Below are 22162 nucleotides of genomic sequence, written 5' to 3'. Positions count from 1 at the left end.
TCACCGAAGAACCACGAGAGTCCGCCATGTACGAGCTGTCCCGGGTCCGCCTCTACTCCATCGGGCCCGCCGGTGCGCGTTACGCCGACACCGTGCTTGACCTGCGAGGAGTGGGCCGTCCGGTGCCCGACCCGGCGCCCACGCAGGCGGAGTTCTTCGAGGCGGAGCCGGTCGGCCCGCCCCGCCGCCCCGCCCCCGCCGGCGTGCTCTTCCTGGAGAACGGCGGCGGCAAGTCCGTCCTGCTCAAGCTCATCTTCTCGGTGATGCTCCCGGGCCACCGCAACACCCTCGGCGGCGCCAGCTCCGGCGTGCTGCGCAAGTTCCTGCTCGCCGACGACTGCGGACACGTCGCCCTGGAGTGGCAGCACGTGCAGACCGGCGAGTGCGTCGTCGTCGGCAAGGTCAGCGAGTGGCGGGGCCGCCAGGTCTCCAACGACCCGCGCAAGTTCGCCGAGGCCTGGTACTCCTTCCGGCCCGGCCCCGGACTGACCCTGGACAACCTCCCGGTCGCCGAGTCCACCGCCGTACGCCCGCCGGTCGAGGGCGCCTCCGGGGCGCGGGGCCGGCGGCGCACCATGAAGGGCTTCCGGGACGCGCTCACCGAGGCCGGGAAGGCCTACCCGCACCTGGAGGTGCACTGGGAGGAGATCCACGACCGCTGGATCGAGCACCTGGGCGACCTCGGCCTCGACCCCGAACTCTTCCGCTACCAGCGCGAGATGAACGCCGACGAGGGCGAGGCGGCCGGTCTCTTCGCCGTCAAGAAGGACGCCGACTTCACCGACCTGCTGCTGCGCGCGGTCACCGACACCCGGGACACCGACGGACTCGCCGACCTCGTCAGCGGCTTCGGCAACAAGCTGGGCCGACGCGCCGAACTGATCGCCGAACGGGACTTCACCGCGGGCTCCGTCGACCTGCTCGGCCGGATCGTCGAGGCCACCGGGGCCCGTGCCCGCGCCCGGGAGATCCACACCGCCGCCGAGCGCCGCACCCGCACCCTCGCCCGCCGGCTCTTCGCCCGCGGCACCCGCGAGCGGGCCCGCGCCGCCGACCTGGCCCAGCGGGTCACGGCCGCCGCCTACGCCGTCACCCACGCCGAATCCGCCCGCGAGCGCAGCGCCCTGGTCGCCGCCGAACTCGCCTACCGGCACGCCTCCCTGGCCCTGGCCGCCGCCGAGAAGTCCGCCGCGGCGCAGAAGCGCGAACTGGCCGACGCCCGCACCCTGCACTCCGCCTGGCAGGCCGCCGAGGCCGTACTGCGCCACCGGGCGGCCACCGACCGCGTCACCCGGGTCTCCGCCGCGATCCAGGAGGCCGAACGGGACGCCGCGCCCGCGCTCGCCGCCCGCGCCAAGGCCGCCGTCGACCTGGTCCGCGCCCTGCACGCGGCGGCCGGGAAGGCCGAAGCCCACGCCAACGAGGAGGAGGAGCGGTCCGCCACCCTCCAGGACACCGGCGACGCCGCCCACCGGGACGCCACCGCCGCCGCCACCGAGGCCCAGCGCGCCCGCAGCGAGGCCGGACACCTGCGCCAGCGGCTGACCGAGGTCGAACAGGAGACCGCCGAGGCGGTCCGCGCCGGCTGGCTCGACGACAGCGCGCCCGACGCCGACCCGGCCCGCGCCGCCCTCGCCGCCAGCGACGCCGAGAAGAGTGCCGTCGCCGCCTGGGACACCGCCCGTGAGGCGGCCCGCCGGGCCACCGAGCACGCCCGTGAGGCCGCCGCCGCCGAGAGCCGCGCCGAACTGACGGCGGCCCGCGCGGCGGACGCCGCCACCGCCGCCAGGCGGGCCCGGGACGCCGAACACCGCACGGCCGCGGCCCTGGCGGCGGAGGAACGCCTCACCGAGCTGCTGGGCCTGGGCGCCGGTGCCCGCCCCGGTGTCCCGGGGCCGCGCCGGGACCGGCCGGACTCCGCCCCCGACGTGGTCCACGGCACCCCGTCCGACCCGCCGGCCCCCGTCGACACCCCCCTCACCGCCGAGCAGCTCGACGGCTTCGCCGAAGAGCTGGCCGAACTCCTCGACGACTCCGTCGCCTCCGCCGAACGCCAGCTGTTCGACCTGCGCACCGCCGCCGCCGACGACGCCCGCATCCTCGGCGCCCTCGGCGACGGCGGACTGCTGCCGCCCGGCCCGGACGTGCTGGCCACCGTCGAGTTCCTCGGTGAGCACGGCATCCCCGCCCTGCCCGGCTGGCGCTACCTCGCCCAGGCCGTCGACCCCGCCGACCACACGCGCGTGCTCGCCGCCCGGCCCGAGCTGGTCGACGGTGTGATCATCACCGATCCCGACTCGCACGCCCGCGCCCGCACCGCCCTCGGAGACGCCGCCCTGCTGCCGCGCTCCACCGTCGCCGTCGGCACCGCCGCCGCCCTGCTCGCCCCCGCACCGGCCGCCGACTCGGGCGACGACGGCGTCTTCCTCGTACCGCCGAACCCCGCCATGCACGACGAGCACGCCGCCGACGAGGAGCGGCGGGCGCTGCGCGCGCGGGCGACCGAGCGGGACGAGGAGATCCGGCGGCTGGCCGCCCGGCTCGGCAAGGACCGGGAGCTGGCCGCGCGGCTCGCCTCCTGGCGCACCGGCTGCCCGGCCGGCCGCCTCACCGAGCTGGCGCGGGCCGCCGAGGAGGCGGACGCGTTCGCCGAGGAGTGCGAGGCCGAGCTGGCCGAGGCCCGCACCGCCCGGGCGGAGGCCGACGAGACCGCCGCCGAGGCCGTCCGCGTACGCGACGAACGGCAGGAGGCCGCCCAGAAGGCCCGCCGCGCCGCCGACGCCCTGGCCGGACTCGCCTTCCGGCTGCGCGAACGCGCCGGCTGGCAGGCACGCTCGCGGGAACTGGCCGACGAGGCGGCCGAGGCCGAGGCCCGCGCCCAGCTCTGTCTGGAGAAGGCCCGCGCCGCCGACGAGGACCGCCGCGCCGCCCAGCGCGCCGCCGACGACGCCCGCCGCACCGCCCGCGCGCTGCGCGCCGAGCGCGCCGAGATCGCCGGCGCCCCCGACGACGTACCGGAGGACGGCACCGAGGCGCCCACCGCGTCGCTGCCCGCGCTCCGCGAGGCCTACCGGGCCGCCTCCCAGCTGTACGAGAAGGTCGGCGTCGGCGCCGACCTGCGCGCCGAGCAGGCCCGCGCGGAGAGCGACGAGAGCGCGGCCCGCGCCGAGCTGGACCGGCTCAGCAACAAGGTCCGCACCCGCGCCGAGCAGCTCCTCCAGTCACCGGACGGCTCGGACGGCCCCTCCCGGCAGGCCGCCGCCGCCCGCGCGGAGGAGCTGGTGCAGCTCCTGGAGACCCGTATGTCCACCGCCAGCGAGCAGCTCGGCCGGCTGCGCGGCGAAGCGGAGCGGCTGGCCCCGCAGGACGCCGAGTCGCACACCGACCTGCCCGAGGAGCTGGTCCCGCGGGACGCCGAGCACGCCCAGACCCTGCTGCGCACCGCCACCTCCGAACTGGCCGCCCGCACCGAGGCGTTGAACCAGTCCCGCGAGGCGCACGCCGAACTCCTCGACGCGCACCGCGCCGCCGAGGACGCGGCCGGCGGCTTCGACGAGATCGCCGCCCTCCTGCGCGACCTGCTGCGCGAGCAGGTCGCCGAGGAGGAGCACGAGGACCCCGAGCCGTACCCCGGCACCCTGGAGGAGGCCCGGCGGTCCGCCGCCGAGGCCCGCCGCTCGCTGCGCGGCTGCGCCGCCGACCTGTCCGCCGCCGAGGGCGCCGTGCGCGAGGCGAGCGACATCCTGGTGAGGCACGCCAACTCCACCCGCTACGAGCAGGTCCGCACCCCCGCCCGGCAGCAGATCCGCGAACTGCCCGCCGCCGCCCTGCCCGAACACGCCCAGAAGTGGGCCGACGCGTTCGCCCCCCGTCTGCGCGTCCTCACCGACGAACTGGCCCAGCTGGAGCGCAACCGCGACTCGATCGTGGACCGGCTGCGCGGCCTGGTCGAGTCGGCCCTCGCCACCCTCCGCTCCGCCCAGCGCCTGTCCCGGCTGCCGGAGGGGCTGGGGGAGTGGTCCGGGCAGGAGTTCCTGCGCATCCGCTTCGAGGAACCCGACCAGGCCACCCTGACCGAGCGGCTCGGAGAGGTGATCGACGAGGCGACCCGGGCCGCCGTGAAGAAGAACTCCGACCTGCGCCGCGACGGCATGTCCCTGCTGCTGCGCGGCGTCGCCGCCGCCCTCCAGCCGAACGGCGTCGCCGTCGAGATCCTCAAGCCGGACGCGGTACTGCGCGCCGAGCGCGTCCCGGTCGGACAGATGGGCGACGTCTTCTCCGGCGGCCAGCTGCTCACCGCCGCCATCGCCCTGTACTGCACGATGGCCGCCCTGCGCAGCAACGACCGGGGCCGCGACAAGCAGCGGCACGCCGGCACGCTCTTCCTCGACAACCCCATCGGCCGCGCCAACGCCACCTATCTGCTGGAGCTCCAGAGGGCGGTCTCCGACGCGCTCGGTGTCCAGCTCCTCTACACCACCGGCCTGTTCGACACCACCGCGCTCGCCGAGTTCCCGCTGGTCATCCGGCTGCGCAACGACGCCGACCTGCGGGCCGGACTCAAGTACATCAGCGTGGAGGAGCACTTGCGGCCGGGCCTGCCCCAGCAGACCGAGGGCGAGGCCGTGCACAGCGAGATCACGGCCACCCGGATGTTCAAGCGGCCCGCCTGACCCCGGGCCCCGGGGCCGTCGTCACATCCGCTGGGTCTCGCGACGCCGCACAGGCTCCCCGGCGGGGACGCCCCCGCTCGCCACCGGACGGGACCGGTGCGCTCGGCCGTGCCCCGGCCACGTGCCACGCTTCGGCCGCGTGCTGTGCTCAGGTCACGTGCTGCGCTTCGGCCACGTGCTGTGCTCAGGCCACGTCCCGCGCTTCGGCCGCGTGCTGTGCTCAGGCCACGTGCCGCGCTTCGGCCGCGTGCTGTGCTCAGGCCACGTCCCTCGCTTCGGCCACGTGCTGTGCTCAGGCCACGTCCCGTGCCCCGGTCACGTGCCGCGCCTCGGCCAGGTCCGGGGCCGCCACGCGCACCGGCCGTCGCGCACCGCGCGGCCTCAGGGATGCGAGAGCCGCCGCCCGCCGCGGCCCCGGCGCCGTATCCGCTCCTGGGCGCGCTCCGCGGACCGTGCCTGCCGCCGGGCCCGGCGGCGTTCGCGCCGCAGCGCCCGCGCCGTGCTGTTCGGCATCGAGACCACGCCGTGCCGCTGGTTCCAGACCTGGCGCGTCACCCACACGTCGAGCACGCCCCACGTCGCCGCCACGGTGCTGGCCACGCTGCTGAGCAGCATGGGGAACGCCAGCCAGGACCCGGCCATCGTGCACAGGAAGGCCACCACCGCCTGGATCAGCGTCACGGCGACGATGATCACCGCCCGTACCGCCGCCGTCCGCACGGGGTCCGGCAGCCGACGCCGCCGCGCCGGTTCCTCCACCCACAACGGCCGGCGACCCGGCTCCTTCCGTACCGCGGCGGCCCCGTCCCCCGACGGTCCGCCGCCTGCCGCCGCCCGCGCGACGCCGGCCGCCCCGTCCGTACCGCTGCCGCGCCTGGCCGCCGGAACACCGTGACCCGGTGCCTCCGGCCCTGTCGCCACGCCCGGTCGAGCCGCCCCGTCGTGCCCGGGCGCCTCGCGCCGCTCCGCCGTGCCCATCAACGTGTCACTCCCCACCGCCAGCAGACCGCTCGCCCGTCCCCGAAGACCCGGCTCCCCTGTGGGCTGCCCGGCGCGCACGGTTCTACGCCGCGTGGATGCGGCATACGGTTCCTGTGGCCCGATTCCGTCCCCGTCCCCACGAAGAAAGACGATCGGCACCCCCTCAAGATTCCCGCCGTACGCATCGATCCGGCCAGTTCCCCCGCCGCGCACGGACGCGCCCGGTCCCGCACCGGCGCCCGGCCGCGGGCCGCAATCTCCCGTAATGAGCGGACAACTCGCAATCTCGCGACGTGGGTACGGAAGTTCGCATTCCGGACCGGTCTTCGAACCACCAGCCCGTCAGTAGTAGGCTCACGCCGTTTGTTGACGTGAATCGGCATCCCCGCCCGGTGGGGGCCGAGCTGGGGGAGGCCATGCGCTTTCGCGGAAAGTCCATCCGCCGGAAGATCGTGGCGCTGCTTCTCGTGCCGCTGGTCGCCCTGACCGCGATCTGGGCGTTCGCCGCCGTGCTGACCGGGCAGGAGGCCGGCCGTCTGTTCAGCGTGTCGACCCTGGTGGAGAAGGTCGGCTACCCCGTCGAGGACACCGTCCGCCTGCTCCAGCAGGAACGCCGCCAGACCCTGGTCTACCTCGCCGACCCGCGCGCCTCCAACGCCCTGCCCACCCTGCGGCGCGCCCGCGCCGTCACCGACGGGGCGATCGCCGAAGTCCGCCGCCACGCGGCCGACCCCGACGTCCGCGACGCGCTGAGCCGGGCCGAGGGCGAGCGGCTGACCGAGGCGCTGGACGCGTTCTCCGGCATCGGCGCGCTGCGGCGCAGCGTCGAGGACGGCACCGTCGACCGCTCGCAGGCCCTCAGCTTCTACAACCGCCTGGTCGACCCCTGCCACCTGCTGCTCGCCAACCTCAACGTCGTCGACGACGTCACGCTGGGCAAGCAGTACCACGCCCTCGTCAACCTCTCCCGCGCGCGCGAACTGCTCGCCCGTGAGGACGCCCTCCTCGGCTCCGCCCTGGTCACCGGCAGACTCAGCCGCGACGAGGTCAGCGACGTCTCCGACCTGGTGGCCCAGCGCACCCTGATGTACGACGTCACGCTGCCGCTGCTGCCCGCCGCGGACCGCGAGCACTACGAGCGGTTCTGGCAGAGCGCGTCCTCCGCCCCGCTCCGCGCCGCCGAGGACGCCGCCGCCGCCTCCGGCACCGGCCCGCCCACCGGCGTCGACGCCAAGAGCTGGGACACTGTCGCGGGGGAGGTCCTGGACGCGCTCGGCACGCTGGACGACCAGGCCGCCGACCGGTACGAGAGCCGGGCCGAACCGGTCGCGATGGCCGTCATCACCAGGGCCGTCGTCGCCGGCACCCTCGGTGTGTTCGCCCTGCTGTTCTCCGTCTTCCTGTCCGTACGCATCGGCCGCGGCCTCATCCGCGACCTCAAACAGCTCCGCCTGCAGGCCCACGAGGCCTCCGACGTGCGCCTGCCCAGCGTGATGCGCCGCCTCTCGGCGGGCGAACGGATCGACGTGGAGACCGAGGTCCCGCGCCTGGAGTACGACAGGAACGAGATCGGCGAGGTCGGCCAGGCACTCAACACCCTCCAGCGCGCCGCCGTCGAGGCCGCCGTCAAGCAGGCCGAACTCCGCTCCGGCGTCTCCGAGGTCTTCGTCAACCTCGCCCGCCGCAGCCAGGTCCTGCTGCACAAGCAGCTCACCCTGCTCGACGCCATGGAGCGCCGCACCGAGGACACCGAGGAACTCGCCGACCTGTTCCGCCTCGACCACCTGACCACCCGTATGCGCCGGCACGCGGAGGGCCTCGTCATCCTCTCCGGCGCCGCCCCCTCCCGGCAGTGGCGCAAGCCCGTCCAGCTCATGGACGTCGTACGGGCCGCCGTCGCCGAGGTCGAGGACTACGAGCGCATCGAGGTCCGCAGGCTGCCGCGGATCGCCGTCACCGGCTCCGCGGTCGCCGACCTCACCCACCTGGTCGCCGAGTTCCTGGAGAACGCCACGGTGTTCTCGCCCCCGCACACCGCCGTACAGGTACTGGGCGAGCACGTCGCCAACGGCTTCACCCTGGAGATCCACGACCGCGGCCTCGGCATGACCGCCGACGCCCTGCTGGAGGCCAACCTCCGGCTCGCCGAGACACCCGAGTTCGAACTGTCCGACACCGACCGGCTCGGCCTGTTCGTGGTCAGCCGCCTGGCCCAGCGTCAGAACGTCCGCGTCTCCCTCCAGCCCTCCCCGTACGGCGGCACCACCGCGGTCGTCTTCATCCCGGACGCGCTGCTGACGGAGGACGCCCCGGACACCAACGGCGTCGGCTTCCGCCTCGACCGCCCCGCGGCCCGCGAGGAGCGCCACCGCGAGGGGAACCGCCGGCCGGCCCTGTCCGAGGTGCCCGTACGGCTGCCCGGCGAAGCCCGGTCGCCGCTCGACGGCCCGGCCGGACGGGAGGCATCGGCCGGGGCCGGCGCGCGGGACGAGCCGGCGGCCCGGCACGACCGCCACCACCGGGAGGAGCCCGACCCCCGGGGCGGCCCCGGCCGCCACGACGCCCAGGGCCGGTACGAGCCGGAGGAAGCGACCGGCGCCCCCGCCCCGCTGCCCCGCCGCCGGACCCCCAAGCTGGTCAGCTCCCACGGCCGCCCGGTCCCCGAACGGCCCCGCCGGGGCGGCCCGGACGACACGCCCGCACCGGACGGGGCCCACGACGCACTGCCCGCCCTCCCCTCCCGCGGTACGCCCCGCACGGACGCCGACGCGACGGCAGGCACCCCGGGCACGACCGGTGACGGCTCGCTGTCCCTGCCCCGGCGGATACGCCAGGCCAGCCTCGCCCCGCAACTGAAGCGGGAACGGGAAAGCGGGCGGCCCGCCGAAGACCACGCCGACGGCACCGGTCTCGCCGACCGGGACGCCGAGGAAGTACGCAGCCGCATGGCCTCCCTCCAGCGCGGCTGGCAGCGAGGCCGCCGGGAGAACGCCGCCGACGACGCCGGAAGCGGCCCAGCGGCCCGGACCCGGCAGACGTCAGAGTCCCAATCAGCCCCACAGGAACCAAAGCCACCATCCGCACCACAGGGACCACAAGCACCACAGGCACCACAGGCACCACAGGCACCACAAGGAACGAACAAGGGGGACGGTCGATGACCGCACCGAAGACGACCGGCCACAGCGCGACCGGCGCCAGGGAGCTGAACTGGCTCCTCGACGACTTGGTGGACCGTGTCGCGAGCATCCGCAAGGCCCTCGTCCTCTCCGGTGACGGCCTGGCCACGGGCGCTTCCAAGGACCTGACCCAGGAGGACAGCGAGCACCTCGCCGCCGTCGCCTCCGGCTTCCACAGTCTCGCCAAGGGCGTGGGACGCCACTTCGAGGCGGGCAGTGTCCGGCAGACGGTCGTGGAACTCGACGACGCCTTCCTCTTCGTCACGGCCGCCGGCGACGGAAGCTGCCTCGCCGTCCTGTCCGACGCGGACTCCGACGTCGGCCAGGTCGCCTACGAGATGACCCTCCTCGTCAAGCGGGTCGGTGCCCACCTGGGCGCCGCGCCCCGCGCCGATCTGCCCTCGGGCGGGTAGTGGAGTGACATGAGCGCAGACGGTCAGGGAAGACACCACTGGTTCGACGACGAGGCCGGTCCGGTCGTCCGTCCGTACGCCATGACCCGGGGCCGTACCACCGGTCCGGCCCAGCACCGTCTCGACCTGATCGCGGTGGTGGTCGCCGAGGACCGGGCGGACGATCCGGAGACGGACACCTCCCTGTCCCCGGAACACGTCGAGATCGTCGGACTGTGCCGGGACGAACCCCGGTCGGTCGCCGAGCTCGCCGCCGGTCTCGATCTGCCGATCGGAGTGGTACGGGTCCTCGTCGGAGACCTCGTGGACGCCGAATTCGTGCACGTCAACCGACCCGTGCCGCCGGCCGAACTCCCGGACGAAAGCATTCTGCGCGACGTGATCGACGGCCTCCGGGCGCTGTGACCGCCGTACCCCCCATCCAGCAGAGCCAGCACCCAGCACCGAGCAGGAGAGAAGACCGATGACCTTCGGGCGTTCCGAGCGTGGCAGGCTCCCGGTCGAACCCGTCACGCTCAAGATCCTGGTGGCCGGCGGCTTCGGCGTGGGCAAGACCACTCTGGTCGGCTCGGTCAGCGAGATCAGACCCTTGCGCACCGAGGAACTGCTCACCGAGGCCGGCCGCCCGGTCGACGACCTCAGCGGCGTGGAGGGCAAGCACACCACCACCGTCGCCATGGACTTCGGCCGCATCACGCTCCGCGAGGGCCTGGTGCTCTACCTCTTCGGCACGCCCGGCCAGGAGAGGTTCTGGTTCATGTGGGACGAACTGTCGGAGGGCGCCCTCGGCGCCGTGGTACTCGCCGACACGCGCCGCCTGGAGGACTGCTTCGCCGCCGTCGACTACTTCGAGCGGCGCGCCATACCGTTCGTGGTCGGCGTGAACTGCTTCGAGGGCGCCCCCCGTTACCCGGTGGACGCCGTTCGCCGCGCCCTCGACCTGGACGAGGAGGTACCGATGGTCCTGTGCGACGCGCGGGACCGGGAGTCGGTGAAAGGCCTCCTGGTCAACGTCGTCCAGCACGCGATGGCGTCCTCGGCCGGCCGCCGCCGGACCGTCACCACCTGAACCGCTCCTTCGGCCACCCGGCACTCCTCCGCACCGCCCACCGCCGGTCGCGGTACCCGCGCTCCCGTACCGACGCCTTTCGGGCCGGCGCCCACGTGACGCCCGGCGCCGCATCGGCAGACCGTCACGGGTCGTGCCGCCGTCGGCCTCCAGGCGCGCGATCCGCACCCCCGGACTCCTCGTACACGGCGGCCACCGCCTCGCCGGTCCGTCAGCCGGTCGCCTCCGGCACCGCGCCCGCGGGGTGCCCCGCGGCGCCGTACGAGATCTTCGCCCTACCCACGCCACAGCAGGCCCGCCCGGACACGGCCGCTCGCTGGCCACCCGGCCCCGGGACACCGGGAGAATGGCGAGATCCCACTGGGAGGGTCCCGAGTTCACGAGCATGGCGTGCCCGCACTGGTCACGTCGGTGACGTGCCGGCCATCCGTCGGGCCATCGACGAGGTAGCGGATCAGCCAGGTGCCGATGGCGCCCAAACCGGTCTCATCCAAACCAACCTCGCCCAAGCCGGTTTCGCCATGTTCGCCCGGCACGGTCCCGCAGTCCCGGCGCTCACTCGAAATGCCAGGAACCGGCCGGCGGCGGTCCGGTGCGCTCACGGCCGGCTACAGCGCGCCCGGCGCCACCGGCCGGTGCCGGACGGCCGTGCTGGGGGAGCGGGTGACCGGCGGACCGGCGCACAACGCCGTCGTGCGGCAGGACACCCGTACGTCGGCCCCGCGCCGGCGGTCGGGCGGCGCGGACGGTCCGTACCGTTTCCCCGGCCCGCCGGTCGGCGGCGGACGATCGCACCGCCGTGGTGACCGCCGTACGCACACCGGAGCTGGCAAGGCACCAGGGCCGACGACACCGGCCGGACACCTCGGCCGCGTACCACCGCTTCCGCGACGGAACACCCGCCGGGTATGCAAGAGCCATGACACTTCAGGCAAGAGGTACCTGGACGCGCCGCCTCGCCACCACGCTCGCCGCCCTGCTCGCCCCGGCCACCGTCCCCGCCACCGCACACGCCGGAACCGAACCGAAGGCACCCGCGGACTTCGTCGCCCTGAACCGCGCCGTCCCGACGATCCTGGAGGAGATCCGCTACTCCACCCCGCACAACTTCGTCGGCGAGCCCGTCGACGGCTACCGGCAGCCCCTGTGCGTCCTCACCCGCCCCGCGGCACAGGCCCTCGGCAGGGCCCAGACCCGCCTGCTGCGCCAGGGCTACTCCCTCAAGGTGTACGACTGCTACCGGCCACGACGCGCCGTCGCCCACTTCGTCCGCTGGGCCCAGGACCTCGACGACCAGGCGATGAAGGCGGAGTTCTACCCGGACGTCGACAAGGCCCGGCTGTTCGCCGACGGCTACATCGCGGAGGAATCCGGCCACAGCCGCGGCTCCACGGTCGACCTCACCCTCGTGCGGCTCCCTGCGCGACCGACCCGCCCCTACCGGCCCGGACAGCCCCTGGTGCCCTGCACGGCTCCCCAGGCCGAGCGGTTCCCGGACAACTCGGTCGACATGGGCACCGGATTCGACTGCTTCGACACCCTCTCCCACACCGCCGACCCCCGTGTCCAGGGCGCCCAGCGCACCAACCGGATGCTGCTCAAGAGCACCCTGGAGGACGTCGGTTTCGTCAACCTCGCCGAAGAATGGTGGCACTACACCCTCAAGCCGGAGCCCTACCCCGACACCTACTTCGACTTCCCGGTGTCCGAGGCGTCCCTGACCGGCCGGCCGTGACCGGCCCACTGCGGCCGGCCGCCCCTGAACCGCCCACCGGAGACGACGTTTGCGCCATCGGCTACAGTCCGCCGCGTGTCCGAGACTCCGACCTCCGTTCCCGCCTCCGCACCGGGCTCGCACTGTTCGAGCTGCGGCACGCCCTACGGCGAGGCCGTCTCCGCCTGGCCCCGCACCTGCCCGGCCTGTGGCACCACGGCCTACCGCAACCCCCTGCCGGTCGCCGTCGCCCTCCAGCCCGTCTACGACACCCAGGGCACCGCCCTGGTCGTCATCACCCGGACCGTGTCTCCCGGGCGAGGGCGCACGGCTCTGCCCGGTGGCTACGTCGACGACCGCGAGGACTGGCGACAGGCCGTCGTCCGCGAACTCGAAGAGGAGACGGGCATCGACGCCGTGAGCCGCGACGTACGCCTCGTGGACGCGCTGAGCGCGCCCGACGGCCACCTGCTGCTGTTCGGCCTGCTCCCCGAACGCCCGGTGGCGGGCCTTCCGCCCTCCACCGCCACGGACGAGACCGACGGCTGGGACCTCCTGCGCCGCCCCGAGGAACTCGCCTTCCCCTTGCACACCATCGCCGCGCGGGCCTGGTTCGAGGGCCGCTACACCTGAACGTCCACCACCGAACGCCCCTGTCACCGCGTTCGACCGACCACCCCACTCGACCGGCCGCCCCACCCACGACGGGTCCACCCGCCCGCCGCCCCTGCCCCCAGGCCCGGCACGACGCGTCTTGTGCGTCCGCCCCGACGCGACGCGCCCGCCCCTGCCCCCGAGCTGGGCACGACGCGTCTTGTGCGTCCGCCCCGACGCGACGCGCCCACCCCTGCCCCCGAGCTGGGCACGACCCGCCTTGCGCACCCGCCCCCGACGCGACGCGCCCGCCCCTACCCCCTACCCCCGAGCCCCGCCCGCCCCGACCCCACGCACCCGCACCGGGTAGGGCGGCTCACCCGAGCCCCCCTCACCCTTCCGCTCGACGACCACCCGCTGCCCCCGCCACCGCACGGCGTACCGCTCCATCTCCGGTTCCGTCCAGCCGTCGCCCGCGTCCGGCACGACCACTCCGCCCCCGGCCCGTCCCCGGTCCGGGGCCCACACCTCCAGCTCCAGCCCGCCGTCACCGCCGCGCACCGGAATCACCGCGCCCGCGCGCGCGAACACCGGAATCCGTGCCACGGGAGCGTCGACCAGCACCTGCCCCGGCCCCTCGTACGCCCGCTCCGTCACCGTGTCGTACCACCGTCCCCGCGGCAGCCGCACCGCACGCCGGTCCACCCCCGGACCGAGCACCGGCGCCACCAGCAGACAGTCCCCGAGCAGGAACGCGTCCTCGCAGTCCCGCAGCGCCCGGTCCTCCGGCGCCGACCACCACAGAGGCCGCGCATAGGGCGCCCCGGTACGCCGCGCCAGGTGCGCCAGCGTCATGAAGTACGGCAGCAGCCGCCGTCGCTCGACGAGCGCCACGCGCGCGTGCTCCAGCACGTCGTCCCCGAACTCCCCGAACTCCCAGGGTTCCCGGCCTCCCGCCCCCTCACCCGCGTACGTCCGGAACAGCGGCAGATACGCCCCCAGCTGCAACCACCGCAGATACAGCTCCGGCGACGGTCTCCCGCCGCGGCCCCCGATGTCCGGCCCGGAGTACGGCACCCCGCACAGCCCCAGCCCCAGCACCAGCGCCAGTGACGCCCGCAGCCCCGGCCAGCCCGCGGCCGCCTCCCCCGCCCCGACGCCGCCGTAGCGCTGCACACCGGCCCACCCCGAGCGTGAGAGGATCAACGGCCGCTGCTCCGGCACCAGCTCGCGCAGCCCTTCGTGACCGGCCCGGGCCATGCACAGCGCGTACACGTTGTGCGCCTCCCGATGGTCACCGCCCCGCCCCTCCAGCCAGTGCCGGGCCGAACGCGGCAACGTCGGCTCGCCGAAGGCGGCGAGCGACGTCGGCTCGTCCATGTCATGCCAGAACCCGGCGAAGCCCTGCCTCAGCCGCTCCTCGTACCGACCGCCCCACCACGCGCGTACGCGCGCGTGCGTGAAGTCCGGGAAGACCGCGTCCCCCGGCCACGCCACCCCCCGCACCACCCGACCGCCGGCGTCCCGCACGAACGCGTCCTCGTCGACGCCGGCGTCGTACACCGGATCACCGGACTCGGCACCCACCGCCGGACCGACGGCCGACACCAGCCGGATCCCCTCCTGCCGCAGCTCCTCGGCGAGCTGCGGCAGCTTCGGGAACCGCTCCTGGTCGACGCTGAACACCCGACGACCGTCGTGGTGACCGAACCCCAGGTGCACGGCGTCCAGCGGCAACCCGCGCTCCCGGTACCCGGCGACGATTCGCCGCACCTCCCGCTCGTCCCCGGACCCGGACCACGCGTGGTGATGACCGAGCGCCCACGCGGGCGGCAGCGCGGGCGCCCCGGTCAGCGCCGCCCAGGCGAGCAGCACCCGCGCGGGCGTCCCCACCGACACCCAGCAGCGCAGCGGCCCCCCGTCCATGCGCAGCACACTGGTGCCCGGCCGGTCGTGCCCCGACCCGGCACCCTCCTCGCCCTCCCGCAGCGCCACCGTGCCGTCCCACGAACTGTCGTAGAACACCAGATGCGTCCCCGCGTCGGCCACCACCAGCTGCACCGGCATCGTCACGGACAGCGGATCGTCCTTCGGACCGAAGGCCCGGCCCGGCCCCGTGTTCCACAGCCGGTACCGCCCGTCCCGCAGCCGAGGGCCCGCCGCACGCCCCCCGAGTCCGAAGAACCGAGCGTCGGCGGCCACCTCCGCGCGCTGCATCCACCGCGCCCGGCCGCCCCCGGCCGGCTCCCACCACCGGGGCGGCAGGTCCCGCCGCAGCGTGACCCCGCCCGGCGTCCGCACCTCGACCGCGCCGTGCCGCGACACGGCGACCGTGGCCCGCTCGGCCACCACCCGCCAGCCACCGTCCTTGTCCGGCTCCAGCGCCGCCCGCGGATCGGGCTCGGGACACGGCCCGGCCAGCGCGTACGAGGGCTCAGGACCGGCCCCGTCCCAGCCCCAGAAGACCGCCCCGTTCACCGCCACCAGGATCCGCAGCTCCGAGCGGTCGAACCGGATGACACCGCCACCGGCGCCCGGCTCCACCTCCCGCAGCAGCCCGGGCACCCGCGCCCGCTCCGCCCCCCGCGGCTCCAGCCCCACCGCGTCGGAACGCCGCCTGCGCCACGCCGCCCGCACGGTCCGCAGCCCCTGACCCGTTCCCACCGAACCGACCCATCTCACCGAACGCACCAGGTCACGACCGTCCATGCTGCTCACCCTGTCACCGACCGCCCCGCACACGGGCACCGTTCAACTTCCGTTCACCCGTGCCGGGTCCACATCTTCACGACACGGACCGCGCGGAGCACACTCTGGTGCAGAAGTCGATCACATGGCATCGTCCCTGTCAGCCGCCGCACAGTCCGGGAGCCGCCCCCATGACGACCGACACCGCCCAGCCGCAGCCCCTCTGGCAGCCCGACGCGCACCGCGTCGCCCGGGCCGGGATCACCGCGTTCCAGCGCTGGGCCGCCGACCACCACGGCGCCCCCGCCGACGGCGGCTACCCGGCCCTGCACCGCTGGTCCGTCGACGAGCCGGAGACCTTCTGGAAAGCCGTCACCGAGTGGTTCGACGTACGCTTCTCGGCCCCCTACGCGCGCGTACTGGGCGACCGCGCCATGCCGGGCGCCCAGTGGTTCCCCGGCGCCGAACTGAACTACGCCGAACACGCCCTGCGCGCGGCGGCCGACCGCCCGGACGAACCCGCCCTCCTGTACGTCGACGAGACCCACGACCCCCATCCGGTCACCTGGTCGGACCTGCGCCGCCAGGTCGGTTCCCTCGCCGCCGGGCTCCGCGCTCTGGGCGTCCGCCCGGGCGACCGCGTCAGCGGCTACCTCCCCAACATCCCGCAGGCCGTCGTCGCCCTCCTCGCCGCCGCCGCCGTCGGCGCGGTGTGGACCTCCTGCGCCCCCGACTTCGGCGCCCGCGGCGTCCTGGACCGTTTCCAGCAGGTCGAACCCGTGGTCCTGTTCACCGTCGACGGCTACCGCTACGGCGGCAAGGAACACGACCGCCGGGACGTCGTCGCGCAACTCCGCCGCCACCTGCCCACCCTGCGGGCGGTGGTCCACATCCCGCTCCTCGGCACACCCGCCCCCGAAGGCGCCCTGGAGTGGACGTCCCTCACCTCCGCCGGCACGGACCCGGTCTTCGAACAGGTGCCCTTCGGCCACCCCCTGTGGATCCTGTACTCCTCCGGCACCACCGGCCTGCCCAAGGCCATCGTCCAGTCCCAGGGCGGCATCCTCGTCGAGCACCTCAAACAGCTCGGCCTCCACTGCGACCTGGGCCCCGGGGACCGCTTCTTCTGGTACACGTCGACCGGCTGGATGATGTGGAACTTCCTCGTCTCCGGCCTCCTCACCGGCACCACGGTCGTCCTCTACGACGGCAGCCCCGGCTTCCCGGACACCGGCGCCCAGTGGAGCGTCGCCGAGCGCACCGGCGCCACCCTCTTCGGCACCTCCGCCGCCTACGTCATGGCCTGCCGCAAAGCCGGCCTCCACCCCGCCCGCGACCACGACCTCTCCCGCGTCCAGTGCGTCGCCACCACCGGCTCCCCGCTCCCGCCCGACGGCTTCCGCTGGCTCCACGAGGAGGTCGGCGAGAACGTCTGGATCGCCTCCGTCAGCGGCGGCACCGACGTCTGCTCCTGCTTCGCCGGCGCCGTCCCCACCCTCCCCGTCCACGTCGGCGAGCTCCAGGCCCCCTGCCTCGGCACCGACCTCCAGTCCTGGGACCCCGACGGCAACCCCCTCACCGACGAGGTCGGCGAACTCGTCGTCACCGCCCCCATGCCGTCGATGCCGATCCGCTTCTGGAACGACCCCGACGGCAGCCGCTACCACGACAGCTACTTCGCCACCTACCCCGGCGTCTGGCGGCACGGCGACTGGATCACCCTCACCTCACGGGGCTCCGTCGTCATCCACGGCCGCTCCGACTCCACCCTCAACCGGCAGGGCGTCCGCATGGGCTCGGCCGACATCTACGAGGCCGTCGAACGCCTCCCCGAGATCCGCGAGTCCCTCGTCATCGGCGTCGAACAGCCCGACGGGGGCTACTGGATGCCCCTCTTCGTCCACCTGGCCCCCGGCGCCACCCTCGACGAAGCGCTCCTCACCCGCGTCGAGCAGACCATCCGCGCCCACCTCTCGCCCCGCCACGTCCCCGACGAGGTCATCGAGGTCCCCGGCATCCCCCACACCCTCACCGGCAAACGCATCGAGGTCCCGGTCAAACGCCTCCTGCAAGGAACCCCCCTGGACAAGGCGGTCAACCCGGGCTCCGTCGACGACCCCGGCCTCCTCCGCTTCTACGAGCAGCTGGCCCGGTCCCGCAAGCACCCGTGACCCCCACTGTCAGTGCCCGCGGTTACTGTGAGTGAGCATTGACCGACCGTGTACTGGGGGAGACATGACGTACACCGACCGGACCGCCCGGCGCGTCCTGCGCCGCGAGATCGCCGGCACCATCGGCCTGCTCACCGACGAGCACGACTTCCGCGTCATGCGGCGCTACCGCACCTTCGCCTTCGACGACCATCCCACCTACCTACGGCACGTCGAGGCGGTCCTGCGGACCCGGGCCGCCCAGGGCGCCCACACCACGATCGCCCTCTTCGACCCGGAGGAGTACGCCGCGTACTGCGAGGAGGCGGGCCTCGACCCCGACGCCCCCGCCAGTCGCGCCCGCTTCACCGCCGAACTCGCCGCCACCGGCCTCACCGTCCCCTACGAGGGCCAGCCCCTCACCGACGTCGTCCCCACCCTCATCGACGAAGCCGTCCGGCAGGCCACCTGGGAGTACGCCGCCACCCTCCTGGCCCGCCTCGGCGCCTGCGCCTCCTGCGGCCAGGACCTCGGCCGCGCCGCCTACGACCGTGCCCGCACCCTCATCACCCGCGTGATCAGCACCGCCCCCGCCGGCCGGCGCCACCTGGTCTGCAGCGTCTCGACGGCCCCGGAGACCCTCCTCTCCGTCCTCCACGCGGACGACGGCGACGACGGCACCCCCCACCTCGACGAGGCCGAACTCCTGGAGTTCACCAGCGTCCTCGCCCTGGGCCTGGCCACCCACTGCCCCGGCGGCCTCGTCATCCGCACCAGCGCGCCCGCCACCCCGGACCGCGTCTACGGCTGGCGCCTGCGCGGCTACGGCCTCACCCCGCTCACCGCGGCGGAGGTCTTCGACGCCTACTGCACCGACGCCGAGTCCGGCGACCTCATCTCCCCGGAGTCCAACGTCGACTACTGCGACCCGCCGGACCTCGGTGACGAGGACCCGGCCCCGGGACACCGCCACTGAACACCGGAAGGGACGCTTCACCACGGCCGGGCTCCAGGAGCCGCCGCGGCACCCCGGTCCGAGGGGCGCGACGGACTCCGGGATCCGTGAGGACCGGACGAAGCCTCGGGGCGGGAAGAAACCCACCCGGGAACGGGAGGCACACCCCCGGCTCGTGCAGCGGGGCGTGAGCGACCGGGAAGCACGCCGGACCACAGATCCACCGGCGGACGGGCCGAAGCGGCGCAACGGACGTCACGCCTACGGAAACCGGGAGGCACCGCCACCGATCAGCATGGTGGCAGCGTCTCCCGGGCCGTCCCGCTGCCTGCGCAGGAAGACCGCGTACCCGTCGCCGACCGGCTGCGGGAGGAAGGAGGCGACCGTGCGGGCGGCAGCGGTCGCCGCCGGCCGGGCCGCAGTACCTCCGCGGCCAGCCGGAAGGCCCGCCGCGACCGCCACCCCGCCGGCGGCCGGTACCGCCCGCACGCGGCCCGGCCCCGTCCGAAACCCCGGAAGACCGGCCAGAACCCGCGACTGCGGGACGTCATCCAGGACCCCCTGGACATACGGCGGAGCCCGCACCGCAGCAGATCTGCCAGGCTCGGCGGACGTAGTTCCCCAGCGGCCGAAGACGCACCTGGTCCACGAAACGGCCTGCCGGGCCCTCCACGCCCAAGGGCGTGGAGGGCGGTGCCGCGAACCCACCCGCGCACTGCCCACCGGACGCGCCCGCCGCACACCCCGCCGCCAGGCCCGGCAGCGCCGACCGCGATACGCCACCCCATGGCCATGATCAGCGAACAGCCCGCGGAAGTGGCGGACCGGGCCGTGTCCGGCCACTGAGAGAGAGGACCTGATCATCGGCAAGGACGGAAAGTCCGCCACCGGCGCCCTGGCCGAGCGCGCGGCTAGCCATGCTCCCGTACCCGGCCACCGCCGCCGGACTCGACGGCCGCCCACGCGGAACGCCCGACTGGGAAACCCCAGCCGAGCGCCCGCATGAACTACTCGCGGCCTGATCAGCACGACCGCCTGTCGCGACGCCCCTCAGAAACCGCTCCTGGTGGAGCGCCCCCACGGAAACACCGGTGGCCCTGTCACCTACTCGCCGGACAGCACCGCCTGCGCCGCCTCACGCGCTTCACCGGCGTTGTCCGCGGCCCGCGCGGCGGCAGCGGCGCGCTCGCACTGGGCGAGCGTGAACTTCGCCAGCATCGCCCGCACATACGGAATCGAAGCCGCTCCCATGGAGAGGGAGGTGACCCCCAGGCCGGTCAGCACACACGCCAGCAGCGGATCGGACGCCGCCTCCCCGCAGACACCGCAGCTCTTGTTCTCGGCCTTCGCGGCCTCGGCGGACAGCGCCACCAGGTCGAGCAGCGCGGGCTGCCACGGGTCCTGGAGCCGGGACACCGCACCGACCTGCCGGTCGGCGGCGAAGGTGTACTGCGCCAGGTCGTTCGTCCCCAGCGACAGGAACTCGACCTCCCGCAGGACCGACCTGGCCCGCAGCGCGGCAGACGGGATCTCCACCATCGCGCCGAACTTCGCCCGCAGCCCGGCCGCCCGGCACGCGTCCGCGAACGCCTTGGCGTCGGCGCGGTCGGCCACCATCGGCGCCATGACCTCCAGGTGGACGGGCAGCCCCTCGGCGGCCTTCGCCAGCGCCGTCAGCTGCGTACGCAACACGTCCGGGTGGTCGAGCAGTGTCCGCAGCCCCCGCACGCCCAGCGCCGGGTTCGGCTCGTCGGCCGGGGTGAGGAAGGCCAGTGGCTTGTCGGCGCCCGCGTCCAGCACCCGCACGACGACCCGGCCTTCGGGGAACGCCTCCAGCACCTGCCGGTACGCCGAGACCTGCTTCTCCTCGCTCGGCGCGTGCTCGCTGTCGTCAAGGAAGAGGAACTCGGTCCGGAACAGCCCGACCCCCTCCGCCCCCGCCTCGACCGCGGCGGCCACGTCCGCCGGCCCGCCGATGTTGGCCAGCAGCGGCACCTTGTGTCCGTCGGACGTGGCCCCGGGACCGGACGAGGCCGCCAGCGCGGCCTTGCGCTCGGCCGCCTGCGCCTCCAGCCGCGCCCGCTCCCGCGCGCTCGGCTCCACGAAGATCTCGCCGCTGCTGCCGTCCACGGCGATCACCGTGCCCTCGGCCAGCTCGCCGGCGCCCGGCAGAGCCACCACGGCCGGTACCCCCAGCGCACGCGCCAGAATCGCGCTGTGGCTGGTCGGCCCCCCTTCCTCGGTGACGAAACCGAGGACGAGAGCGGGGTCCAGCAGCGCCGTGTCGGCCGGTGCCAGATCCCGCGCGATGAGCACGTACGGCTCGTCGCTGTCCGGTACACCCGGCATCGGAACCCCGAGCAGCCGGGCGACGATACGATTCCGCACGTCGTCGAGGTCGGCGACCCGCCCGGCGAGGTACTCACCGGCGGCGGCCAGCAGCGCCCGGTACGCCGCGAAGGCGTCGTACACCGCGCGCTCGGCCGTGCTCCCGACGGCGATCCGCCGCTCCACGTCCGCCATCAGCTCGGGATCCCGGGCCATCATGGCCTGCGCCTCGAGCACAGCCTGGGCCTCGCCCCCCGCCAGATTGCCGCGCGCCATCAGATCGGCCGCCACCGCTTCCACGGCCTTGCGGGCCCGCCCCTGCTCGCGCTCGGCGTCCTCGGCCGGGATCTGTTTGGTCGGCGGCTCCAGCACCGCCGTGCCCATGTGCCGGACCTGGCCGATCGCCACTCCGTGACTGACGCCGACGCCCCGCAGCGTTGTCTCCATCTCACCCGTCTCCGATAGCGCGGCGGACCCAGCCGCCGCGGTGTCTGTCCTGCCGGCCGTCATGCGACGGCACCGGTCTCTCCGCCGGATTTCCGTCGGAGAGGGTCACTGCCAGCGGAAGAGATCCTCCCCGGCCCTGACCTCACCGTCCTCACGAAGCTCCGAGAGGGACTCAGCCGTGGCCTCCAGCGCCACGACCGGGCACACCGGGGACTTGCCGGCCGCTTCGACGGCCGCCGGGCTCCAGCGCACGATCGCCTGCCCACGCGTGACGGTGTCCCCCTTGTTCACCAGCAGTTCGAAACCCTCCCCGTTGAGCTGCACGGTGTCGATACCGAGGTGGGTCAGGACACCGTGTCCGGTCCCGTCGACCACGACGAAGGCGTGCGGGTGCAGGGACACGATCACCCCGTCCACGGGCGCGACCGCCTCGGACGGCTCACGTACGGGATCGATCGCGGTGCCCGGGCCGACCATGGCCCCGGAGAAGACCGGATCCGGTACGGCGGCCAGTCCGATGGCGCGTCCTGCCATCGGGGACGTCACGGTGGTCATGGGGAGCCTCCAGGAGTGGGGATGGAGAGGGGTCGTCGCCGTCTGACCCGGACGGCCGTTGTGCAGCAGCGTATGTCATGGGAAGTACCGGTTCCGCATGAGTCTCCCGGCAAGAGGTCTAGACCGCATCCCTCATCGATTTGCACCCGTTCAGCGGGTCGATGTAGAGTCGTTACTCCTGCCCGAGGTTGAGAAGCGCGAGCAAGCGTCCTCAACCGGCAGACCCCAACTTGTCCGGTCTTGTCTTCGGATCCGCATCTGTATGCCCGTCAGCGGGTGGTCAGAGGGACTGGGAAAGCCTGATAGTGTTGGAAACGCCGAAGGGAAGCGCCCGGAGGAAAGCCTGAGAGAGTCTCTCGGGTGAGTACGAAGGAAGCGTCCGTTCCTTGAGAACTCAACAGCGTGCCAAAAGTCAA

At 74.2% G+C, this 22162-nt stretch carries 14 protein-coding genes; 9 read left to right on the top strand and 5 right to left on the bottom strand.

Features of this window, described 5'->3' with window-relative positions:
• Positions 1–26 precede the first annotated feature (26 nt).
• Positions 27–4673 (top strand): hypothetical protein, encoded by a 4647-nt coding sequence (locus tag ACY1JF_RS31290; protein WP_462708656.1) that lies wholly within the window; start codon positions 27–29, stop codon positions 4671–4673.
• A gap of 381 nt (positions 4674–5054) precedes the next feature.
• Here ACY1JF_RS31290 and ACY1JF_RS31285 read toward each other — a convergent pair whose 3' ends face one another.
• Positions 5055–5651: a hypothetical protein gene (locus ACY1JF_RS31285; RefSeq protein WP_462708655.1), complete on the bottom strand. Its 597-nt coding sequence runs from the start codon at positions 5649–5651 to the stop codon at positions 5055–5057.
• A 419-nt stretch (positions 5652–6070) separates the two neighbouring features.
• On the opposite strand from ACY1JF_RS31285, the gene ACY1JF_RS31280 reads away from it, so the two are divergent.
• Genes ACY1JF_RS31280 through ACY1JF_RS31265 form a run of 4 tightly spaced genes read left to right on the top strand, consistent with a single transcriptional unit; the run spans position 6071 to position 10315 of the window.
• Complete coding sequence (locus ACY1JF_RS31280) at positions 6071–8815, top strand: sensor histidine kinase (RefSeq protein WP_462708654.1); 2745 nt, start codon at positions 6071–6073, stop codon at positions 8813–8815.
• The gene (locus ACY1JF_RS31275; RefSeq protein WP_462708653.1) at positions 8812–9246 is read left to right on the top strand and encodes a roadblock/LC7 domain-containing protein; all 435 of its coding nucleotides are present in this window, start codon (positions 8812–8814) and stop codon (positions 9244–9246) included. Before ACY1JF_RS31280 ends, ACY1JF_RS31275 begins: the two co-directional genes overlap by 4 nt.
• Before the next feature lie 9 nt (positions 9247–9255).
• The gene (locus ACY1JF_RS31270; RefSeq protein ID WP_462708652.1) at positions 9256–9651 is read left to right on the top strand and encodes a DUF742 domain-containing protein; all 396 of its coding nucleotides are present in this window, start codon (positions 9256–9258) and stop codon (positions 9649–9651) included.
• Between the two features lie 58 nt (positions 9652–9709).
• On the top strand, positions 9710–10315 hold the full coding sequence (locus ACY1JF_RS31265; RefSeq protein WP_462708651.1) for a GTP-binding protein: 606 nt from the start codon (positions 9710–9712) through the stop codon (positions 10313–10315).
• A gap of 377 nt (positions 10316–10692) precedes the next feature.
• Here ACY1JF_RS31265 and ACY1JF_RS31260 read toward each other — a convergent pair whose 3' ends face one another.
• The gene (locus ACY1JF_RS31260; RefSeq protein ID WP_462708650.1) at positions 10693–10917 is read right to left on the bottom strand and encodes a hypothetical protein; all 225 of its coding nucleotides are present in this window, start codon (positions 10915–10917) and stop codon (positions 10693–10695) included.
• Between the two features lie 317 nt (positions 10918–11234).
• Here ACY1JF_RS31260 and ACY1JF_RS31255 point away from each other — a divergent pair, with 317 nt between their 5' ends.
• Both ACY1JF_RS31255 and ACY1JF_RS31250 read left to right on the top strand, forming a co-directional pair.
• On the top strand, positions 11235–12050 hold the full coding sequence (locus tag ACY1JF_RS31255) for a M15 family metallopeptidase (RefSeq protein ID WP_462708649.1): 816 nt from the start codon (positions 11235–11237) through the stop codon (positions 12048–12050).
• A 75-nt stretch (positions 12051–12125) separates the two neighbouring features.
• Positions 12126–12662 (top strand): NUDIX domain-containing protein, encoded by a 537-nt coding sequence (locus ACY1JF_RS31250; protein WP_462708648.1) that lies wholly within the window; start codon positions 12126–12128, stop codon positions 12660–12662.
• 282 nt (positions 12663–12944) lie between these two features.
• Here ACY1JF_RS31250 and ACY1JF_RS31245 read toward each other — a convergent pair whose 3' ends face one another.
• The gene (locus ACY1JF_RS31245; protein ID WP_462708647.1) at positions 12945–15332 is read right to left on the bottom strand and encodes a glycoside hydrolase family 31 protein; all 2388 of its coding nucleotides are present in this window, start codon (positions 15330–15332) and stop codon (positions 12945–12947) included.
• A gap of 170 nt (positions 15333–15502) precedes the next feature.
• Here ACY1JF_RS31245 and ACY1JF_RS31240 point away from each other — a divergent pair, with 170 nt between their 5' ends.
• Positions 15503–17482, top strand: a complete 1980-nt coding sequence (locus ACY1JF_RS31240; protein ID WP_462708646.1) for an acetoacetate--CoA ligase — start codon at positions 15503–15505, stop codon at positions 17480–17482.
• A 64-nt stretch (positions 17483–17546) separates the two neighbouring features.
• Entirely contained in the window at positions 17547–18437 is an 891-nt protein-coding gene (locus ACY1JF_RS31235) for a hypothetical protein (protein WP_462708645.1), read from the top strand.
• A 1083-nt stretch (positions 18438–19520) separates the two neighbouring features.
• On the opposite strand, the gene ptsP is transcribed toward ACY1JF_RS31235, so the two are convergent.
• Both ptsP and ACY1JF_RS31225 read right to left on the bottom strand, forming a co-directional pair.
• Positions 19521–21191, bottom strand: a complete 1671-nt coding sequence (gene ptsP, locus ACY1JF_RS31230; RefSeq protein WP_462708644.1) for a phosphoenolpyruvate--protein phosphotransferase — start codon at positions 21189–21191, stop codon at positions 19521–19523.
• A gap of 105 nt (positions 21192–21296) precedes the next feature.
• Entirely contained in the window at positions 21297–21746 is a 450-nt protein-coding gene (locus ACY1JF_RS31225) for a PTS sugar transporter subunit IIA (RefSeq protein ID WP_462708643.1), read from the bottom strand.
• Positions 21747–22162: the final 416 nt, after the last annotated feature.

It is taken from the genome of Streptomyces sp. SYSU D01066-1, from assembly GCF_054956795.1.
Note: the sequence above shows the minus strand (reverse complement) of the source record. Positions and strands in the feature narration are given on the sequence as shown.